We start from the raw sequence: 13,880 nt of genomic DNA, 5'->3' as shown, positions 1-13,880 counted from the left end.
CACGCATTGCGGTTTTGGTTTTGCCATTTTCGGCTTAGCGGATCACTCTTTGTGGACCGCCTCAAGGATCGGACCGTAGACCTTCAAGGCGATCTTACGGAATGCATCGACCAGGGGAGCCTTCAGAAGATCCTTTCCACGAAACGCCATGGAAACGAAGGGATCGAACCCTTCGCCCCACGGGTTGTGGTCATCCTGGAAGGTGCGGGCGCACCGGGCCAAGGCGTCGTTTATGGACTTGTTCTTTTTGAATCGATCCGCAAATTCCCAGCTGGTATCGGGAAAGAAGGGAAGCGGCCTTCGTTGGCCTTCCCGCCACAGGTCCAGCAGGGTCCGAAGGTGCTCTTCAGGATTGGTCACCTCTTTCAGCCGAAACACCTCGATCTTTCCCTTTTGGGCGTTTCTTCCCACATGCACGCTTTCCAGGGCGATTCCCGAAGGGCGGACGGCGCACAGTACCAGATGGCGGATTCCCAGCCGCAGCCGGTCTTTCCCCTTGATCTTGGCCGGTCGAAACTGGAGCTGTCCCCCTTGTGTGACCAGGGGGATTCTGCCCTGCAGACGCACGCTTTCCAAAGGCAGATCCACCGCCACCGATTGCAAACGGTCGGCTGCCTGTTTCTTCACGGCTTGGGCCAGTTCCTGCACGGTTTGCAGGGTATCGTGAAAGATCGCTTGCCCGGCCGTTCCCTGGGGGAGCAACCCGCGGGCGCAAAGGACCCGCCGGGTCTCTTCCAGGTCCGATCCTTCCAGGATCCTTTGCAGGATTTCCGTTTCCATCCCATAGCGATCCAGCCCCTTCACGCTGAAGGGCTCTTCGTCCAGGATCGGGTCTTCTTCCCGGAAGAGGGTTATGCCCAGCCGCTTTTCCAAAAACCAGCGCGACGGGTTTTCAAAAAACCGCAGGAGCTCGTCCAGGTCCACTTCGTCGGCCGGGGTGCTTTCCTGCGGCGCGAGTCGCGTTTCTTCGGGGAAGAAGGGGGGCATCATGCTTTCTTCTTCCGCTAGGGCCCCTTGCAGCCACTGCCGGTCGTAGGAAAAGAGACGAGAGTCGGATCCGTCGTAAATGCGGCGGCTGAAGGGCTGAAGGGGATGGTGCACCACGATTTCCTCGGACGGGGGCCGTCCGTCCGGAAGAACCCAGCAGGCGTCCACGTAGTCGAGCAGTTCCGAAACCAGGACGCTCGGGACCCGTTGGCTGTCGTCGCGGATGTCCCGACCCACGTAGCTCATGTAGAACACGTCCCGAGCGGACAGAAGGGCTTCCAGGAAGAGAAACCGGTCTTCCCGGTTGCGCAGCCGGTCCCCCGGCCGGGGGTCGGTGGCCGCCAGGTCGAACTGGGGCGGATGATCCATGCGGGGAAAGTCCGTATCGTTCAGGCCCAGGAGACAGACCACCCGGAAGGGGATGGTGCGCATGGGAACCAGATTGCAAAAGGTCACACCGCCGGAAAGAAAACGGCGGATGCTGGGGGCCGCTTCCAGAAAGGCGCCCAGGTGGGCCTGAACCACCTGCACGGAAAGGGGCGAGGACATGTCGGCAAGATCCGCAAAGGTCCGGAAGCGGTCCAGGGCTTTGCGGAAGGTTCCGAGGCTCCCTTCCCATTGGCCGTCGGCCAGGAAGAAATCGTCCAGCAGTTCGTTCAGCAGTTCCTGCCAACGGGGAGCCAGGTGAGGTTCCTTGAGGATCCCTTTCCAAAACGCGATGCGGTCCAGCAGATCCTGGAGCGCTCCCAGGCATTCGGCCGAAGACGCTTCCACGTGGGGATAGGAAAGCACCTCGCCGCAAAAGAGCTCGCTGGGCGGAAGCGCGTAGCCGGCAAAGAGCCGGTCCAGGCCCCATTGCCACGTGTTGGAAGCATCGGGCGAAAACCCCAATTCTTCTTTGTGACCCGAATTCAGGCCCCAGCGGATGCCCGTTTCTCGAACCCAGGTGCGGACCCGTTCCAGATCGGCCGGGCCCAGGCCGAACCGGGCGGCCACGGCGGGCACCTCCAGAAGGGAGAGCACGTCGGAGGCCGTGATCCGCCAGCGGGGCAAAGAGAGCATCTCCAGGGCCTTGCCCAGCAGCGGGTCTTCCACGGGAGGCCTTCGATCCGAAAGATTCCATGGGATGCGCGGATCGTCCCGGGTGCCGAAGACGGCTTCCACGTAGGGCGCATAAACGTCCATATCGGGGGCCATGACCACGATGTCCTGGGGCGTAAGATCGCCGATGTCTTCCAGCATCCAGGCGATCCGGTCGTGGAGTACCTGCACTTCGCGCATGGGCGAGTGGCACGCGTGTACCTGAAGGGAGCGGTCCTCGCCGGTCCAGGGTTCTCGGTGGCCGGCTTCTTTCGGTCGGCGATCGGTCAGGTGCAAAATGTCCTTTTGCACCCATCTCAGGAGAGAGCCGGAGGCCGGCTCGTCGGGGGCCGGCTCTTCAAAGCAGTCTTTTTCCTCTTTTTTATGGATCGTCTGGAGCTTATCGAAGAAAAAGCGCCCGGACTGAGCCCACGAGGCCATGAGGGGGTTGACGCCGTCGCCGAAGCCGGATACGGCCCCACCCGTTCGCGCTTCCATGCGGCTCTGGGCTTTTTCCGTTTCCACGTCGCCCCAGTATTCTTTGCAGGGATTGGGATAGTAGAGGGTCACGGGAAGATGGGACGCCAGGCGGTCAAAGACCTCCAGGTGAACCGGTGCCAGATGGTTCACTCCGAAAAGGCTCACCCGGCGCGGCAAAGCCTCCGGGCGCTGGGGGGGGCCTCCGTCGTCCACGGCCTTTAGGAATCGGGCGTGCAGCCTCGCCTGGTGGGGTTCGGCAATGGTTTTCACCAGGCGGCGCCACAGCACCGGCTGCCACCCTTGCTCCTTTCCTTCTTCCCAGGAAAGGAGCCTGTCCTGGCGATAGACCAGGTAGCGGTCGAAGACGGCGGCGATCCGCTCCGCCAGCTGATAGGCCTTGAGGCCGGAGGGGTCTTTCGAAACGTAACGGCGAAGTTCCGCGAAATCTTCCTGGTCCGGAAAGTCGGATAAATACCGAAAGATGTGCCAGGTGAGCACCGGGCGGCTCCAGGCTTCCGGCTGGATCTCCAGCCCCAGCCACGCCCCGTAGACGATCCACACCAGATCCGCCGGAACCAGAAAGCGCATGTTGGCCGAGATACCTGCGGTGCGGGCCAGTTGATGGGTGAGCCATCGGGCCATCCCCATGTCCTGCACCACCACGATTTCCGGTTCCATCGGGTCCGGAAGCGGTTCTTTCAGGTCGTCTGCAAAGGCCTCAAAGAGTCTTTCCGTTCTGTTGCTCACTACCACTCGCCACATGGATTGCATCTTCCCCAGGATCCTCCCGCCCTTTCCGGATGGCCCATGAAAGCTTTCCTACTGGAGATATGCCACAGGGGCTTTCGGGCCACAAGGGGTGTCATCCGTGGTCTGGGGGATCCGTGGTCCGGGATGGGTGGGATTGGCTGGTTCAGACGGCCGTTGAGGGGGCGACCTCCCCAATGCTCATGATGAACCGGCGAGGGGACTCTTTGCGAGAAGACCCCAAAAAGCCCGGGCCGGGCCCGGGCATGGGGGAAAGGGGCGCGAAGCGGTCTCTAGGCCACCTTGAAGAACCGTTCCTTTTTAGCACCGCACACCGGGCACCGCTCGGGGGGCTCGTCCGCCACCGTGTACCCGCAGATGGGGCAGAGGAACCAGTCCTTGACGGGATAGTTTTCCGGATCCTTCAGGGCCTCTTCGTAGAGCGAGGCGTGGACCTTTTCCACTTCGTTGGCGTAGCTGAAGCTGATCTCCGCCTGCCGATGGCCTTCCGCCTTGGCATCTTCGATCATCTGGGGATACATGCTCTTGAATTCGTGGGTTTCCCCTTCAATGGCTTCCCGAAGGTTTTCCTGGGTGCTCCGGATGCCCTTGAGAACCCTCAGGTGCTTGTGGGCATGGATCGTCTCCGCTGCCGCGGCCGCCTCAAAGAGCTTGGCCACTCCGGGGTAGCCTTCTTGCCGGGCCTTTTCGGCGAACGCCAGGTACTTTCGGTTGGCCTGGGATTCTCCCGCAAACGCTTCTTGCAGATCTTGCTCCGTCTTGGACATGTTGACCTCCGTGGAAGATGGGCTTTTGGGGGTTTTTGAAAAAAGAAAGGCTTGGTGAGACCATAAAAACCAATCTTAGAAAAAGTAAGAACAGGCTGAAAGGGTGTCAACAAGGGCGGATGACTCCTCTGCTTGACACAGTCCGGCGGATTTGAAAGGATGCCGGGTGCTGGGTGTTGTCAACGTCCCCTTCTCTGTCCTTCCCGGCTCCCCTGGGCTGCGCCTCGGATCGCTCGCTTTCCGATTCCCGTTCACCGTGCCCGGCGAACCCCATCCCTTTTTGCGTAACGCGTGGAGTGTGGGCCGTCGGACCCGTCCGACGCAGTGCCCGGCCAGACGCGGACCATGGAACAGGACCCCGGTCCTTTCCCGGGCCCCAAGCCCCCGGCAGGTTTGACGGATGAGCGTTGGTACAGACGAGGAGGTTGTTATGAGCGAGGTTTTTTCCGTTGGCATGAAAAAGGAACTGCGGTTCAAGACGCAGGCGGAACATTCGGCCCGCCGCTTTTTCGAAAACCTTCCCGACGTCTTTGCCACCCCTTTTCTGGGCGGTCTCATGGAACAGGTTTCGGCCATGCTCATCGACGAACACCTGGAACCGGGCATGCAGTCGGTGGGCATGTCCATGAACCTGAAACACCTGGCTCCCACGCCGCTGGGCATGGAAGTGCGTGTGGTGACTGAGGTGACGGCCGTGGAAGGCCGCAAGCTCACCTTCACGCTGGAGGCCTTCGACGAGGTGGAAAAGATCGGAGAGGCCACCCATGAGCGGTTCATCATCAAGGCGGACAAGTTCAACGCCCGCGTGGAAGAGAAGGCCCGAAAGATGGCATCCTGAGAAGAACCCGAACCGGGAGGGCGCCATGGGAGTGCAACATCTGGACGCGTTTTTTCGCCCGCGCAGCGTGGCGGTGATTGGAGCCTCCGAAAGTCCCGAGAAGCTGGGCCACGAGATCCTGAGAAACATCCTGGAAGGTGGCTTCCCCGGGGCCATCTATCCCATCAACCCCAAGAGCGAGACCATCCTGGGGCTGCAGTGCTTTCCAAATGTGAAGGACGTTCCGGACACGGTGGACCTGGCCGTGATCATCATCCCGGCACGCTTCGTCCCGCAGGCCGTGGCGGACTGTGGAGAAAAGGGGGTGCCGGCCGCGGTGGTGATCACGGGAGGATTCAGTGAGGCGGGGCCCGAAGGGGAAACGCTCCAGCAGGAGGTGATCCGGGCGGCTCGAGCGGGCGGCGTGCGCCTCATCGGCCCCAACTGCCAGGGAGTCAACAATCCCTACCATCCCCTGTGCGCTTCCTGGCCGCTGTTGCAGCGCCAGGGCCGCGTGGCGGTCATCAGCCAGAGCGGCACGGTGGGCGCGGCCATGATGGACTGGTTTTCCGACGAGGAACTGGGCGTGTCCTGTTTCGTGAGTCTGGGGAACCGGGCGGACGTGGATGAAACGGACCTGATCCACTACTTCGAGCAGGACCCCAACACCCGGGTGATCGCCTTGTACCTGGAGGGCATCAAACGGCCGGCGGAATTCCGCCGGGCCGTTGATCAGGCCGCCAAACCGGTGGTGGTGCTCAAGGCCGGGCGCACTCCCAAAGGAAAGGTGGCGGCGGAATCCCACACCAAGTCCCTGGCCGGGGCGGATGCGGTCTATTCCTCGTTGTTCAAGGCCCACCGGGTGGTGCGGGCGGAAACCATCGAAGAATTCTACGATTTTTCCAAGGCTTTCGCCTATCTGAATCCTCCGCCGGGAAATCGGATCCTCTTCGTCACCACCTCGGGGGGAGCGGCCATTCTGGCCACCGATGCGGCCGAAAAGGAGGGTCTGGACGTGGCCCCGCTGCCCCGGGAGCTGGCCGAGGCGCTCCAGGGGGTGATCCCGGCCCATGCCATCGCCGCCAACCCGCTGGATCTCACCGGGGATGCCAACGCGGCCATGTTCCAGGCGGTTCTGGAAAAGGCCCGGGCCCATTACGACATCCTGGGGGTCATCTTCGGGGATCCCGTGGCGGACGCCTCCACGGTGATCACGCCCGGCGCCCAGGAGCTGGTCATCTTTTTGGGCGGGGCGGACGTGGAGAAGGTGGAGCGAAAAAGGATGCATCTCAAAAACATCCCCGTCTTTCCCACTCCAGAGCGGGGCGTGCGGGCCCTGGCGCAACTGGTGCCCCCGGAAAAGAAGCGCCGGCCGGCTCGAACCACCTTTCCCGCGGCCACGGACGGGGGGCGGCATCCCAGTCTGAGCGAGTGTCTGGCCTTTTTGGAAAAGGAAGGCTTCGAATGCGTGTACCACCGTTTTGCGGAAAGCCCCGGCAAGGCGGTGCATCTGGCCAATCAGCTGGGATTTCCCGTGGCGCTCAAGATCGACAGCCCGGACATCCTCCATAAATCGGATGTGGGCGGGGTGCAGCTGGGGCTGCGTTCGGGCCAGGAAGTGCGGCAGGCCTACGAAAAGATGATGGAAAGCGCCCGGAAGGCCTGCCCCGACGCCCGGATTCGAGGCGCCGTGGTGAGCTGCATGGCGGCTTCCGGGGTGGAGGTCATCCTGGGCATGAACCGGGATCCCCAGTTCGGACCGGTTCTTCTCTTCGGGTTGGGCGGTGTGACGGTGGAGCTTTTCCGGGATGTGTCCATGCGGCTGCTGCCCATCACCCGTCGGGATGCCTTCGCCATGATGGAAGAGATCCAGGCGGCGGCGCTTCTCAACGGCTTCCGGGGTGCGCCGCCGGTGGACAAGGAGGCGTTGGCCGATGCCATCCTCAAGCTGGCCCAGTTGGCCCAAACCCACGAGGACATTCTGGAAATCGACCTGAATCCCGTCTTTGCCTATTCGGAAGGCCTGGTGGTGGCCGACGCCCGCATCATCTGGCGAACATGAGGGTCCGGGGGCGGCTTTCTTCTCTCGTCATGGTGGATCAGTGGGCGATGGGGGATCCGAAAATCTTTTCCAATCGGCCCAATTGTGCCGCATCCAGGGGTTCGGGCAGGCCGGCGCCAAAGAGCCTTGTCGCCAGCAGGCATCGGGCTGCATGTTCCAGCTTCTGTAGCCGGTAGAAGGCCTGGCTGAGATTTTCCCCAACGGTGAGGGACCCGTGGCGTTCCAAGAGGACGGCCTGGTGGTCTTTCACGAAAGGGGCGATGGCCCGCGGGACCTCCTCCGTGGACGGCGTGGCGTAGGGGGCTGTGGGGACCGGCCCCACGGAGATCCAGACCTCGGGAAAGACATCGGCCGGGAAGGGAACCCCGGCCAGGGTGAGGGCGGTCAGAAGGGGCGGGTGGGCGTGGACCACAGCGCGTACATCCGGCCGCTCTTGATACACCAACAGGTGCATCCGGATTTCGCTGGAAGGCCTGCCGGCGCCCCTCCGGGCCTCACCCTGAGAGTCCACCACCAGGAGCTCTTCAGCCTCCACATCGCCCTTGGGTCGCCCGCTGGGTGTGATGAGAAAATGGGCCTCGTCCAGGCGGCAACTCACGTTGCCGTCACTTGCTGCCACGAGCCCTTCCCGGGCCAGTTTCCGGCAGACCTGGATCATCTCCAGCCGCATGGTGTCTTCCGTTGCGCCTTCTGACCTTTCGTGCATGCATCCTTCTCCGTTTTCTTCATTTTTCCGGGGCGCTGTGCTAAAGTCGCCAGGGTCTTTCCAAAAAGACCACCATCTCATAACACGGCCAAGTCACGGGCGCCAGAGGTGCGGGGGTGGCGCCCACGCGCAAGGAGGAAAAGACCCGTCATGATTCGTTGGTTTCGACGGAAGAAAGAAGACGTTGGCACGCAAGAAAAGGAAGTGAACCAGGAGCCGACCCTGGAGGCCCCCGAACCCGAAGAGCAAGAACAGCTCCCGGGCCACGTGGAGGCACGGGAGGAAGAAAGAGCCACCGAGACGGTAGGCGAAGAAGCCGTCCCCGCCGGGGCGGAGCCCCAAGAGGAGCCGTCCGATGCGAGAGGGGAGAGCGTTGAAGAGACGCGGGACGGCGAGCCTGAGGAGACGGAAGAAGGTGCGGAAAGGGGACGGTTCTTTTCCCGCCTCCGACAACGCCTCCACAAAAGCCGCGAGCGGCTGGCCGACCGGGTGGACCGGTTGGTCTTGGGCAAGAAGACCATCGATGCCCAGGTGATGGATGAGCTGGAGGAGATCCTCATCACGTCCGATCTGGGCGTGCCGGCCACCCAGCTCCTCCTGGACAGGGTGAGCGACCGGGTCCAGCGCAAGGAGCTTCAGGATCCGGCGCGCCTGCGGGAAGTTCTTCGCCAAGAGATCACCCAGATCCTTTCCGTGGATGCCCCGGCCTTCGATCCCTCCACCACCCGGCCCTTCGTCATCATGGTCATCGGCGTCAACGGAGTGGGAAAGACCACCACCATCGGCAAGCTGGCCCATCGGATCAAGTGTAGCGGCCTTTCGCCCCTGCTGGTGGCGGGCGACACCTTCCGGGCGGCGGCCATCGAGCAGCTGGAACGGTGGGGGGAACGGATCCACGTGCCGGTGGTCCGGCAAAAGAGCGGAGCCGATCCTTCAGCCGTGGCCTTCGATGCCTTGGACGCGGCCCAGGCTCGTGGAGCGGACGTGGTCATCGTGGATACCGCCGGGCGCATGCACACCAAGGTGAACCTCATGGAGGAGCTGAAGAAGGTCCACCGGGTGATCCAAAAAAAGATGCCCACGGCGCCCCATGAAATCCTTCTGGTCCTGGACGCCACCACGGGACAGAACGCCATCAGCCAGGCCCGGGTCTTCCGGGAAGCCATGAACATCACGGGCCTCATCCTGACCAAGCTGGATGGCACGGCCAAGGGCGGGGTGATCGTGCCCATCTGTCACGAATTGCAACTGCCCGTGCGTTTCATCGGGATCGGAGAGGGCATGGAAGACCTGCGGCCTTTCGACCCGCGGGAATTTGCCGAAGCCCTTCTCTAAGGGCCTGTCCGACCATGGCTTCTGGGCTTTTTGGGAATTTCTGATCCATGGCCATTCCGCGGTGCCCTGGGAGGGGAGAGGGGTGATGCATTCCCTTGTTTCTCGCCCTTTCCAGGGAGCGCGTTGCGGCGGGGGACCGACGGGGAGGAAACCATGGCAGGGCCTTTCCAAGGCATTCGGGTGTTGGATCTGTCCAGATTGCTTCCGGGCCCCTTTTGTTCCATGTTGCTGGCGGACCTGGGAGCCGACGTGATCAAGGTGGAGGATCCCCAGGTGGGGGACTACATCCGATGGTGGCCCCCCAAGGTCGGCTCCAACAGCGGGTTTCACGTGGTTCTCAATCGCAACAAGCGATCCCTGACCCTGAATCTCAAAAAGCCCGCCGGCCGCGACCTTTTCCGCCGACTGGCGGCTTCCACGGACGTGATCCTGGAAGGGTTCCGGCCCGGGGTCATGGACCGGCTGGGGGTGGGCTACCGGGAGCTTCGCCGCATCAATCCCCGCCTCATCTATTGCGCCATCACCGGGTACGGCCAGGAGGGGCCCCGGGCGCAGCGGGCGGGCCACGACATCAACTACCTGGCCTTGAGCGGCGTTTTGTCCTATTGCGGGCGTGACGGGGATCCCGTGTTGCCGGGTGTGCAGATCGGTGACCTGGGAGGCGGGGCCCTCACGGCCGCCTTCAGCATCGCCGCGGCGCTCTTCTGGCGGGAACGGACCGGGGAGGGCCAGATGATCGATATCTCCATGACGGACGGCGCCGTTGCCTGGAATTGCCTGCGGTGGGGGAAGTTTCTGGCCGACGCCAAGATTCCCGAACCCGGAGACGACCTTTTGAACCACGGCCTGGCGTGCTACGACGTGTACCGAACCCGGGACGGGCGCCACATGAGCTTGGGGGCTTTGGAACCCCAGTTCTGGAAGGCGTTCTGCCGGGTGATGGGACGGCCTGACTGGGATCGTCCCGACTACTTCCTGCCCGGCCCGCACCAGAAGGAACTGAGGGACCAGGTGGCGGCGGTCTTTGCCGAAAGGACCCAGGCCCAATGGATCCAGGTTTTTCGATCGGAAGATTGTTGCTGTGAGCCCGTCTTGAACCTGGCGGAAGTCATGACGGACGAGGCCATGATCCAACGGCGGATGGTGGTGGAACTGCACCACCAGGCCTGGGGTGCCTACCGACAGATGGGGCTGGCTCCCAAGTTTTCCCAAACCCCTGGAACGATCCGAACCCATGCCCCCGACCTGGGAGAACACACCCGGGAAGTGCTCCTGGAAGCGGGATTGGACGAGGAAACCATTGAGAGCCTTCGGCAAGAAGGTGCCGTGTAAACTCGGGCGGGAGAGCGACTTGTGATGGGGACGGCGGCCGGCTGGGATCCGACCTTTCGGGATGGCCGCGGCACCGGAGTCCCGCGGCTCCTCGCGTCCTGGGTGAAGATGGGCCGATGCGGCCGGCGGCGGTTCCGCACGAACCGATCAGCGGGTGTGGCCGGGAAGTTCGATGGTGGCGCAGCTGCTTCCCGGCGAACAGCTCTTGGTGGTGACCTTGGGGCCGTCACCTCCGGAAGAAGACGATCCGCCCATCATGTAACTGACGCGGCTCAGGACCCGCTCCAGCTCCTCTCCCTGGCACTTTTCGCACTTCATTTCCACGGGAGCGCTGCTGCTGGAAACGATCACTTCCTGGATATGATCGCATTGAACGCATCGAAATTCGTAGATCGGCATGGCTCCACCTCGTCTGTGTCTGGATTCGTGCCGGGCGGCACCGTTCGCCTCTTAACAAACGCCTCCGATCAAGTCAACGAACGAATGCCGGGTGCTCGGGCGCCGTCCGGGCCACGCCCTGTGCCGGAGACGGGCCGATCGGCTGGCATACGATCCGGGGTCCTTCATGGGAAGACCAAGAAGCGCAAACCAGGAACCAAGAACCGATGGGGCCGCCGCGCGGAAACAGTGCTGAGCCGGTGTGCCGTACCGGGGTGGAGGTCATGACGACCGGCCAGGATGTCAAGGTCTTCTTGTGCGCGCCAGATTCGGAGCGGTCCTGTTTCGGGTGTTGCCCACCCATCCGACCTGCTCACTACGATCCCCTGGACTGGGTGGGGAGTCTCAAGCGGGAGTTCCGGGACAACCGGCGGGCCTTTCGCCAGCCGTCCCCTCCGGGGCGACCCATCGTGGGGTTTTCCTGCTGGGCGCTGGGTTACCTGGATGCGCAGGGGCGCCGGATCGGCTGTCTGCTCCACCCCTGCCAAAACGGCGGCCGGGATTTGCGGGACCGGGTGGGCTACGGAAGCAAGTGCGCCCGGGAGCAGTGCCTGGCTTCCCGCGTCTTTTCCAGTTTGAAGGCGGGGGAGCAAAGGTTCTGGCTGGAACTGGCCCACGGCCTGAATGCCTTCTACTATTCGAGCCGGAGGGCCAATCCCCTCTTTCACGTGCTGCTGTGGGGAAAACGGGTTCTGGGCGCCTTTTCGTCCCTGGCCGCTTCCAGGGGCTGGTCCGCCACGGAGCTGGTGTGGCGTTATCCCTTTCTGGTGGATCCAAAACGCGCGCCCCGGGCGTGGCGTTACCTGGCGCAGATGCTCTTGGAAAGCGCCCCGGCGCCGCCCCCCAACGAAGGGTTGGAAGGGGCCCTGAACCATCTGGCCCAGGGGGCGGAGGCGTTTTTCCGGGAGCGGTTTCCCGGGCAGGGGGGAGCAGAGGCGGTCTTCGTCCACCAGGCGGGGCTGGGGCAAAGCCTGGCCGATTTCGTGCGCCTTCATCTGGGATGCCACCGGGCTCCCCTTCCTTTTCTGCGGGACCTCCAGGACCACGTGCGGTGGCGCGCCCAGCGTCTTCGGGGGGCTGCCAGCCCCGGTTCGGGCCGGTGGATGGCCCGGCAAGGGTCCCATGGGACGGACGGATAGGAGGCTGGCTGAGAACGCCCAGGTTACTCCCTTCTTGTGTGGACGGAAGGTTGGGGCTACCAGCCGGGGCGTACTGCGGGCCCGGCGTTTCAGCAGTAGGGGCGGGTTCTGAACCCGCTCCCACAAGGCTGTCTGAAAGTTCAAGAAGCACCACGGGGCCGGTGGAATTGCAACGGGTCAGAAAGCCACAAAAGAACGAAAGGCCATTGTCGGACAGCCTCTTCGCGGCTTGGAGGGGCCGGGGTCCGCATGGGGCTAGGAAGTCTCGGGCGAACGCCGATTCAAAATCCTTTCGGTCACCTCTTCGCAGGCGAAAAGCAAAGATTCCAGATCCAGGGTGTCCAGTATGCGCTTGTCGAAAAGGAACTTGACCCGGGCTGGAAACCCGTCTTCCGGGTCCTCGGCCCACCACAACAGGCGAAGGGACACCTTGGGAAGAACGCGGCATTCGCCGGCCCAGTCGGCTTGGCCGTTTTCCGGTTCCAGTTCTGAAAACCAGGGGGAGACGGCCCGGGCGAGAGCCGTTCGGTCCTGGGGAAAGGCCTTGGCCAGCGGCTCTTCGCAGTGGGACTGCAGGCTCTTGATCTTGGAGATGGAATTGGGAAGGCTTTCCATGCCCACCCAGGTGCCGGAAGGATCCACCGCTCCCCCGATGACGTAGTTGAAAAGGAAGATCTTTTCCCAGGGGCTGATCTGGCGGCCGCCGAGGGATCTCACATCGGCCCGGGAGACCTCCACCTGGTCGCCCAGGTAGGCGATCCTCAGCCGGGCCATTCCGCTTTCGGGATCCCTTTGCGCTTCCGCCCCCAGTTGCGGCGCCAGGGCCTCCAGGTCCCACTTGGCCATCTCTTCTCTTAGGAATTCCAAGGTCTTTTCAAAACTTTCCCGCTTCTTGCCGATACCGGCCTGGAGCTGCCGGTCCAGGCGGCTTGCCATGTCCGCCATATCTTCTGGATCCAAATATGGGCACGAGCTCAGAGGGATTTCCCCCACCACCGCCTGGGTGGCGTAGGCCAGGCAACTGGGCTGAGCGCATTCGCCACAGTTGGTCTTGGGGGTCCGCTTGAAGAGGTCGATGGGGGTGATCCGGTTGAGGATCATCCGGCGTTTTTCTTCGTCCATGGCTGCCTCCTGGAAGTGCGGCCGGCCGCTTTTGTCGTCACGCATGGCCACACATCACCCGTGTTCTTCGCTCCTTACGGTACCTTCCCCACGTCTTTGAGCGACGGCCGCATGGGTCTTTCCTAGAATTCATAAGAACGATGGCTCGACTTGTCAGGGGTGGGGCGGTAAAAAGCGGCTCGGCGTCGATCTTGACGGTGCCAAGGGTCCACCTTAGTTTTTGGTTGGTTCCTGAAACCTGCTTTGGGGAAGGCGACAAGCCCCGATGACAAATTGAAGAAGAGGAACAAGGGAGGAAGAGGGTGACCCCGGCTGCAAACATGGTGGACGAGATACTCCATCTGAAAGAGCGCATGGACGCGCTCTATCGAAATTGCATGGAAACGGTCAGGGACGGCCGCGAGGCGGACCAGGCCCCTGGGGGTGCCTGGAAGCCCGCCGTGGATGTCTACGAAGACGACCGAATGTGGATCGCGGTGGTGGATCTGCCCGGTGTTTCGGAAGGGGATCTTCGGGTGGAAGCAACGGAAGGGCGTGTGGTCATCCGCGGCGAGCGGGCCGGAAAGGAAGTGAAAGGAATGAAGGCGGTGTGTTGTGAACGTCCTTGCGGTCTCTTCCATCGCTGTCTTTCGCTGCCCCGAGACGGGATGCAGGAAGAGATTTCGGCCCAATTCCGCGACGGCGTTCTGACCATCCGGGTCCCCAAAGAGCGCGCGCAGGCCAAAAAGATCGTCGTGCGACCCGGCCCCTGACCTTTTTCCCGATTTTTCTTGACACGTCCGAGCATTGACGAACATGAAAGCGCGGGTGAGGCGAAAGCCTGCATCCGTGTGGCAGACAGTGCCTG

General features: G+C 62.7%; 11 protein-coding genes. 6 read left to right on the top strand and 5 right to left on the bottom strand.

The features are described from left to right. Positions 1-42: 42 nt before the first annotated feature. Positions 43-3,309 carry an exodeoxyribonuclease V subunit gamma gene (recC, locus tag B9A12_RS06190; RefSeq protein ID WP_170920388.1) on the bottom strand — a complete coding sequence of 1,089 codons (3,267 nt, stop codon included), beginning with the start codon at positions 3,307-3,309 and terminating at the stop codon, positions 43-45. Positions 3,310-3,587: 278 nt separating this feature from the next. Beyond that, complete coding sequence (locus tag B9A12_RS06185) at positions 3,588-4,082, bottom strand: rubrerythrin family protein (protein WP_084057017.1); 495 nt, start codon at positions 4,080-4,082, stop codon at positions 3,588-3,590. 430 nt (positions 4,083-4,512) lie between these two features. Between B9A12_RS06185 and B9A12_RS06180 the strand changes: the two genes are divergently transcribed. Both B9A12_RS06180 and B9A12_RS06175 read left to right on the top strand, forming a co-directional pair. Next, positions 4,513-4,920, top strand: coding sequence for a thioesterase family protein (locus tag B9A12_RS06180; RefSeq protein ID WP_084057016.1), 408 nt, complete (start codon positions 4,513-4,515; stop codon positions 4,918-4,920). Positions 4,921-4,945: 25 nt separating this feature from the next. Continuing rightward, positions 4,946-6,961 (top strand): acetate--CoA ligase family protein, encoded by a 2,016-nt coding sequence (locus tag B9A12_RS06175; RefSeq protein WP_084057015.1) that lies wholly within the window; start codon positions 4,946-4,948, stop codon positions 6,959-6,961. Positions 6,962-6,998: 37 nt separating this feature from the next. Here the strand turns inward: B9A12_RS06175 and B9A12_RS06170 are convergent, their stop codons facing one another. Next, positions 6,999-7,667, bottom strand: coding sequence for a class II aldolase/adducin family protein (locus B9A12_RS06170; protein WP_245802368.1), 669 nt, complete (start codon positions 7,665-7,667; stop codon positions 6,999-7,001). 150 nt (positions 7,668-7,817) lie between these two features. Between B9A12_RS06170 and ftsY the strand changes: the two genes are divergently transcribed. Both ftsY and B9A12_RS06160 read left to right on the top strand, forming a co-directional pair. Next, entirely contained in the window at positions 7,818-9,002 is a 1,185-nt protein-coding gene (gene ftsY, locus B9A12_RS06165) for a signal recognition particle-docking protein FtsY (protein WP_084057014.1), read from the top strand. Positions 9,003-9,155: 153 nt separating this feature from the next. Further along, positions 9,156-10,334: a CaiB/BaiF CoA transferase family protein gene (locus tag B9A12_RS06160; RefSeq protein ID WP_084057124.1), complete on the top strand. Its 1,179-nt coding sequence runs from the start codon at positions 9,156-9,158 to the stop codon at positions 10,332-10,334. 147 nt (positions 10,335-10,481) lie between these two features. Here B9A12_RS06160 and B9A12_RS06155 read toward each other — a convergent pair whose 3' ends face one another. Continuing rightward, positions 10,482-10,733 (bottom strand): FmdB family zinc ribbon protein, encoded by a 252-nt coding sequence (locus tag B9A12_RS06155; protein ID WP_084057013.1) that lies wholly within the window; start codon positions 10,731-10,733, stop codon positions 10,482-10,484. 263 nt (positions 10,734-10,996) lie between these two features. On the opposite strand from B9A12_RS06155, the gene B9A12_RS06150 reads away from it, so the two are divergent. Then, positions 10,997-11,911: a hypothetical protein gene (locus B9A12_RS06150; protein ID WP_139796518.1), complete on the top strand. Its 915-nt coding sequence runs from the start codon at positions 10,997-10,999 to the stop codon at positions 11,909-11,911. A gap of 255 nt (positions 11,912-12,166) precedes the next feature. Here the strand turns inward: B9A12_RS06150 and B9A12_RS06145 are convergent, their stop codons facing one another. Next, the gene (locus tag B9A12_RS06145; protein WP_170920387.1) at positions 12,167-13,033 is read right to left on the bottom strand and encodes a DUF3786 domain-containing protein; all 867 of its coding nucleotides are present in this window, start codon (positions 13,031-13,033) and stop codon (positions 12,167-12,169) included. Positions 13,034-13,335: 302 nt separating this feature from the next. Here B9A12_RS06145 and B9A12_RS06140 point away from each other — a divergent pair, with 302 nt between their 5' ends. Then, the gene (locus tag B9A12_RS06140; protein WP_139796517.1) at positions 13,336-13,785 is read left to right on the top strand and encodes an Hsp20/alpha crystallin family protein; all 450 of its coding nucleotides are present in this window, start codon (positions 13,336-13,338) and stop codon (positions 13,783-13,785) included. Positions 13,786-13,880: the final 95 nt, after the last annotated feature.

The sequence above is a fragment of the Desulfacinum hydrothermale DSM 13146 genome (genome assembly GCF_900176285.1).
GTDB lineage: Bacteria > Desulfobacterota > Syntrophobacteria > Syntrophobacterales > DSM-9756 > Desulfacinum > Desulfacinum hydrothermale.
The sequence above is the reverse complement of the archived record's forward strand: the minus strand, read 5'-3'. Positions and strand labels throughout refer to the sequence as shown.

What these genes read in the sequence shown, in the direction of transcription:
- recC (WP_170920388.1), bottom strand. Translation starts at nt 3,309, where the DNA reads ATGTGGCGAGTGGTAGTGAGCAACAGAACGGAAAGACTCTTTGAGGCC.
- B9A12_RS06185 (WP_084057017.1), bottom strand. Translation starts at nt 4,082, where the DNA reads ATGTCCAAGACGGAGCAAGATCTGCAAGAAGCGTTTGCGGGAGAATCC.
- B9A12_RS06180 (WP_084057016.1), top strand. Translation starts at nt 4,513, where the DNA reads ATGAGCGAGGTTTTTTCCGTTGGCATGAAAAAGGAACTGCGGTTCAAG.
- B9A12_RS06175 (WP_084057015.1), top strand. Translation starts at nt 4,946, where the DNA reads ATGGGAGTGCAACATCTGGACGCGTTTTTTCGCCCGCGCAGCGTGGCG.
- B9A12_RS06170 (WP_245802368.1), bottom strand. Translation starts at nt 7,667, where the DNA reads ATGCACGAAAGGTCAGAAGGCGCAACGGAAGACACCATGCGGCTGGAG.
- ftsY (WP_084057014.1), top strand. Translation starts at nt 7,818, where the DNA reads ATGATTCGTTGGTTTCGACGGAAGAAAGAAGACGTTGGCACGCAAGAA.
- B9A12_RS06160 (WP_084057124.1), top strand. Translation starts at nt 9,156, where the DNA reads ATGGCAGGGCCTTTCCAAGGCATTCGGGTGTTGGATCTGTCCAGATTG.
- B9A12_RS06155 (WP_084057013.1), bottom strand. Translation starts at nt 10,733, where the DNA reads ATGCCGATCTACGAATTTCGATGCGTTCAATGCGATCATATCCAGGAA.
- B9A12_RS06150 (WP_139796518.1), top strand. Translation starts at nt 10,997, where the DNA reads ATGACGACCGGCCAGGATGTCAAGGTCTTCTTGTGCGCGCCAGATTCG.
- B9A12_RS06145 (WP_170920387.1), bottom strand. Translation starts at nt 13,033, where the DNA reads ATGGACGAAGAAAAACGCCGGATGATCCTCAACCGGATCACCCCCATC.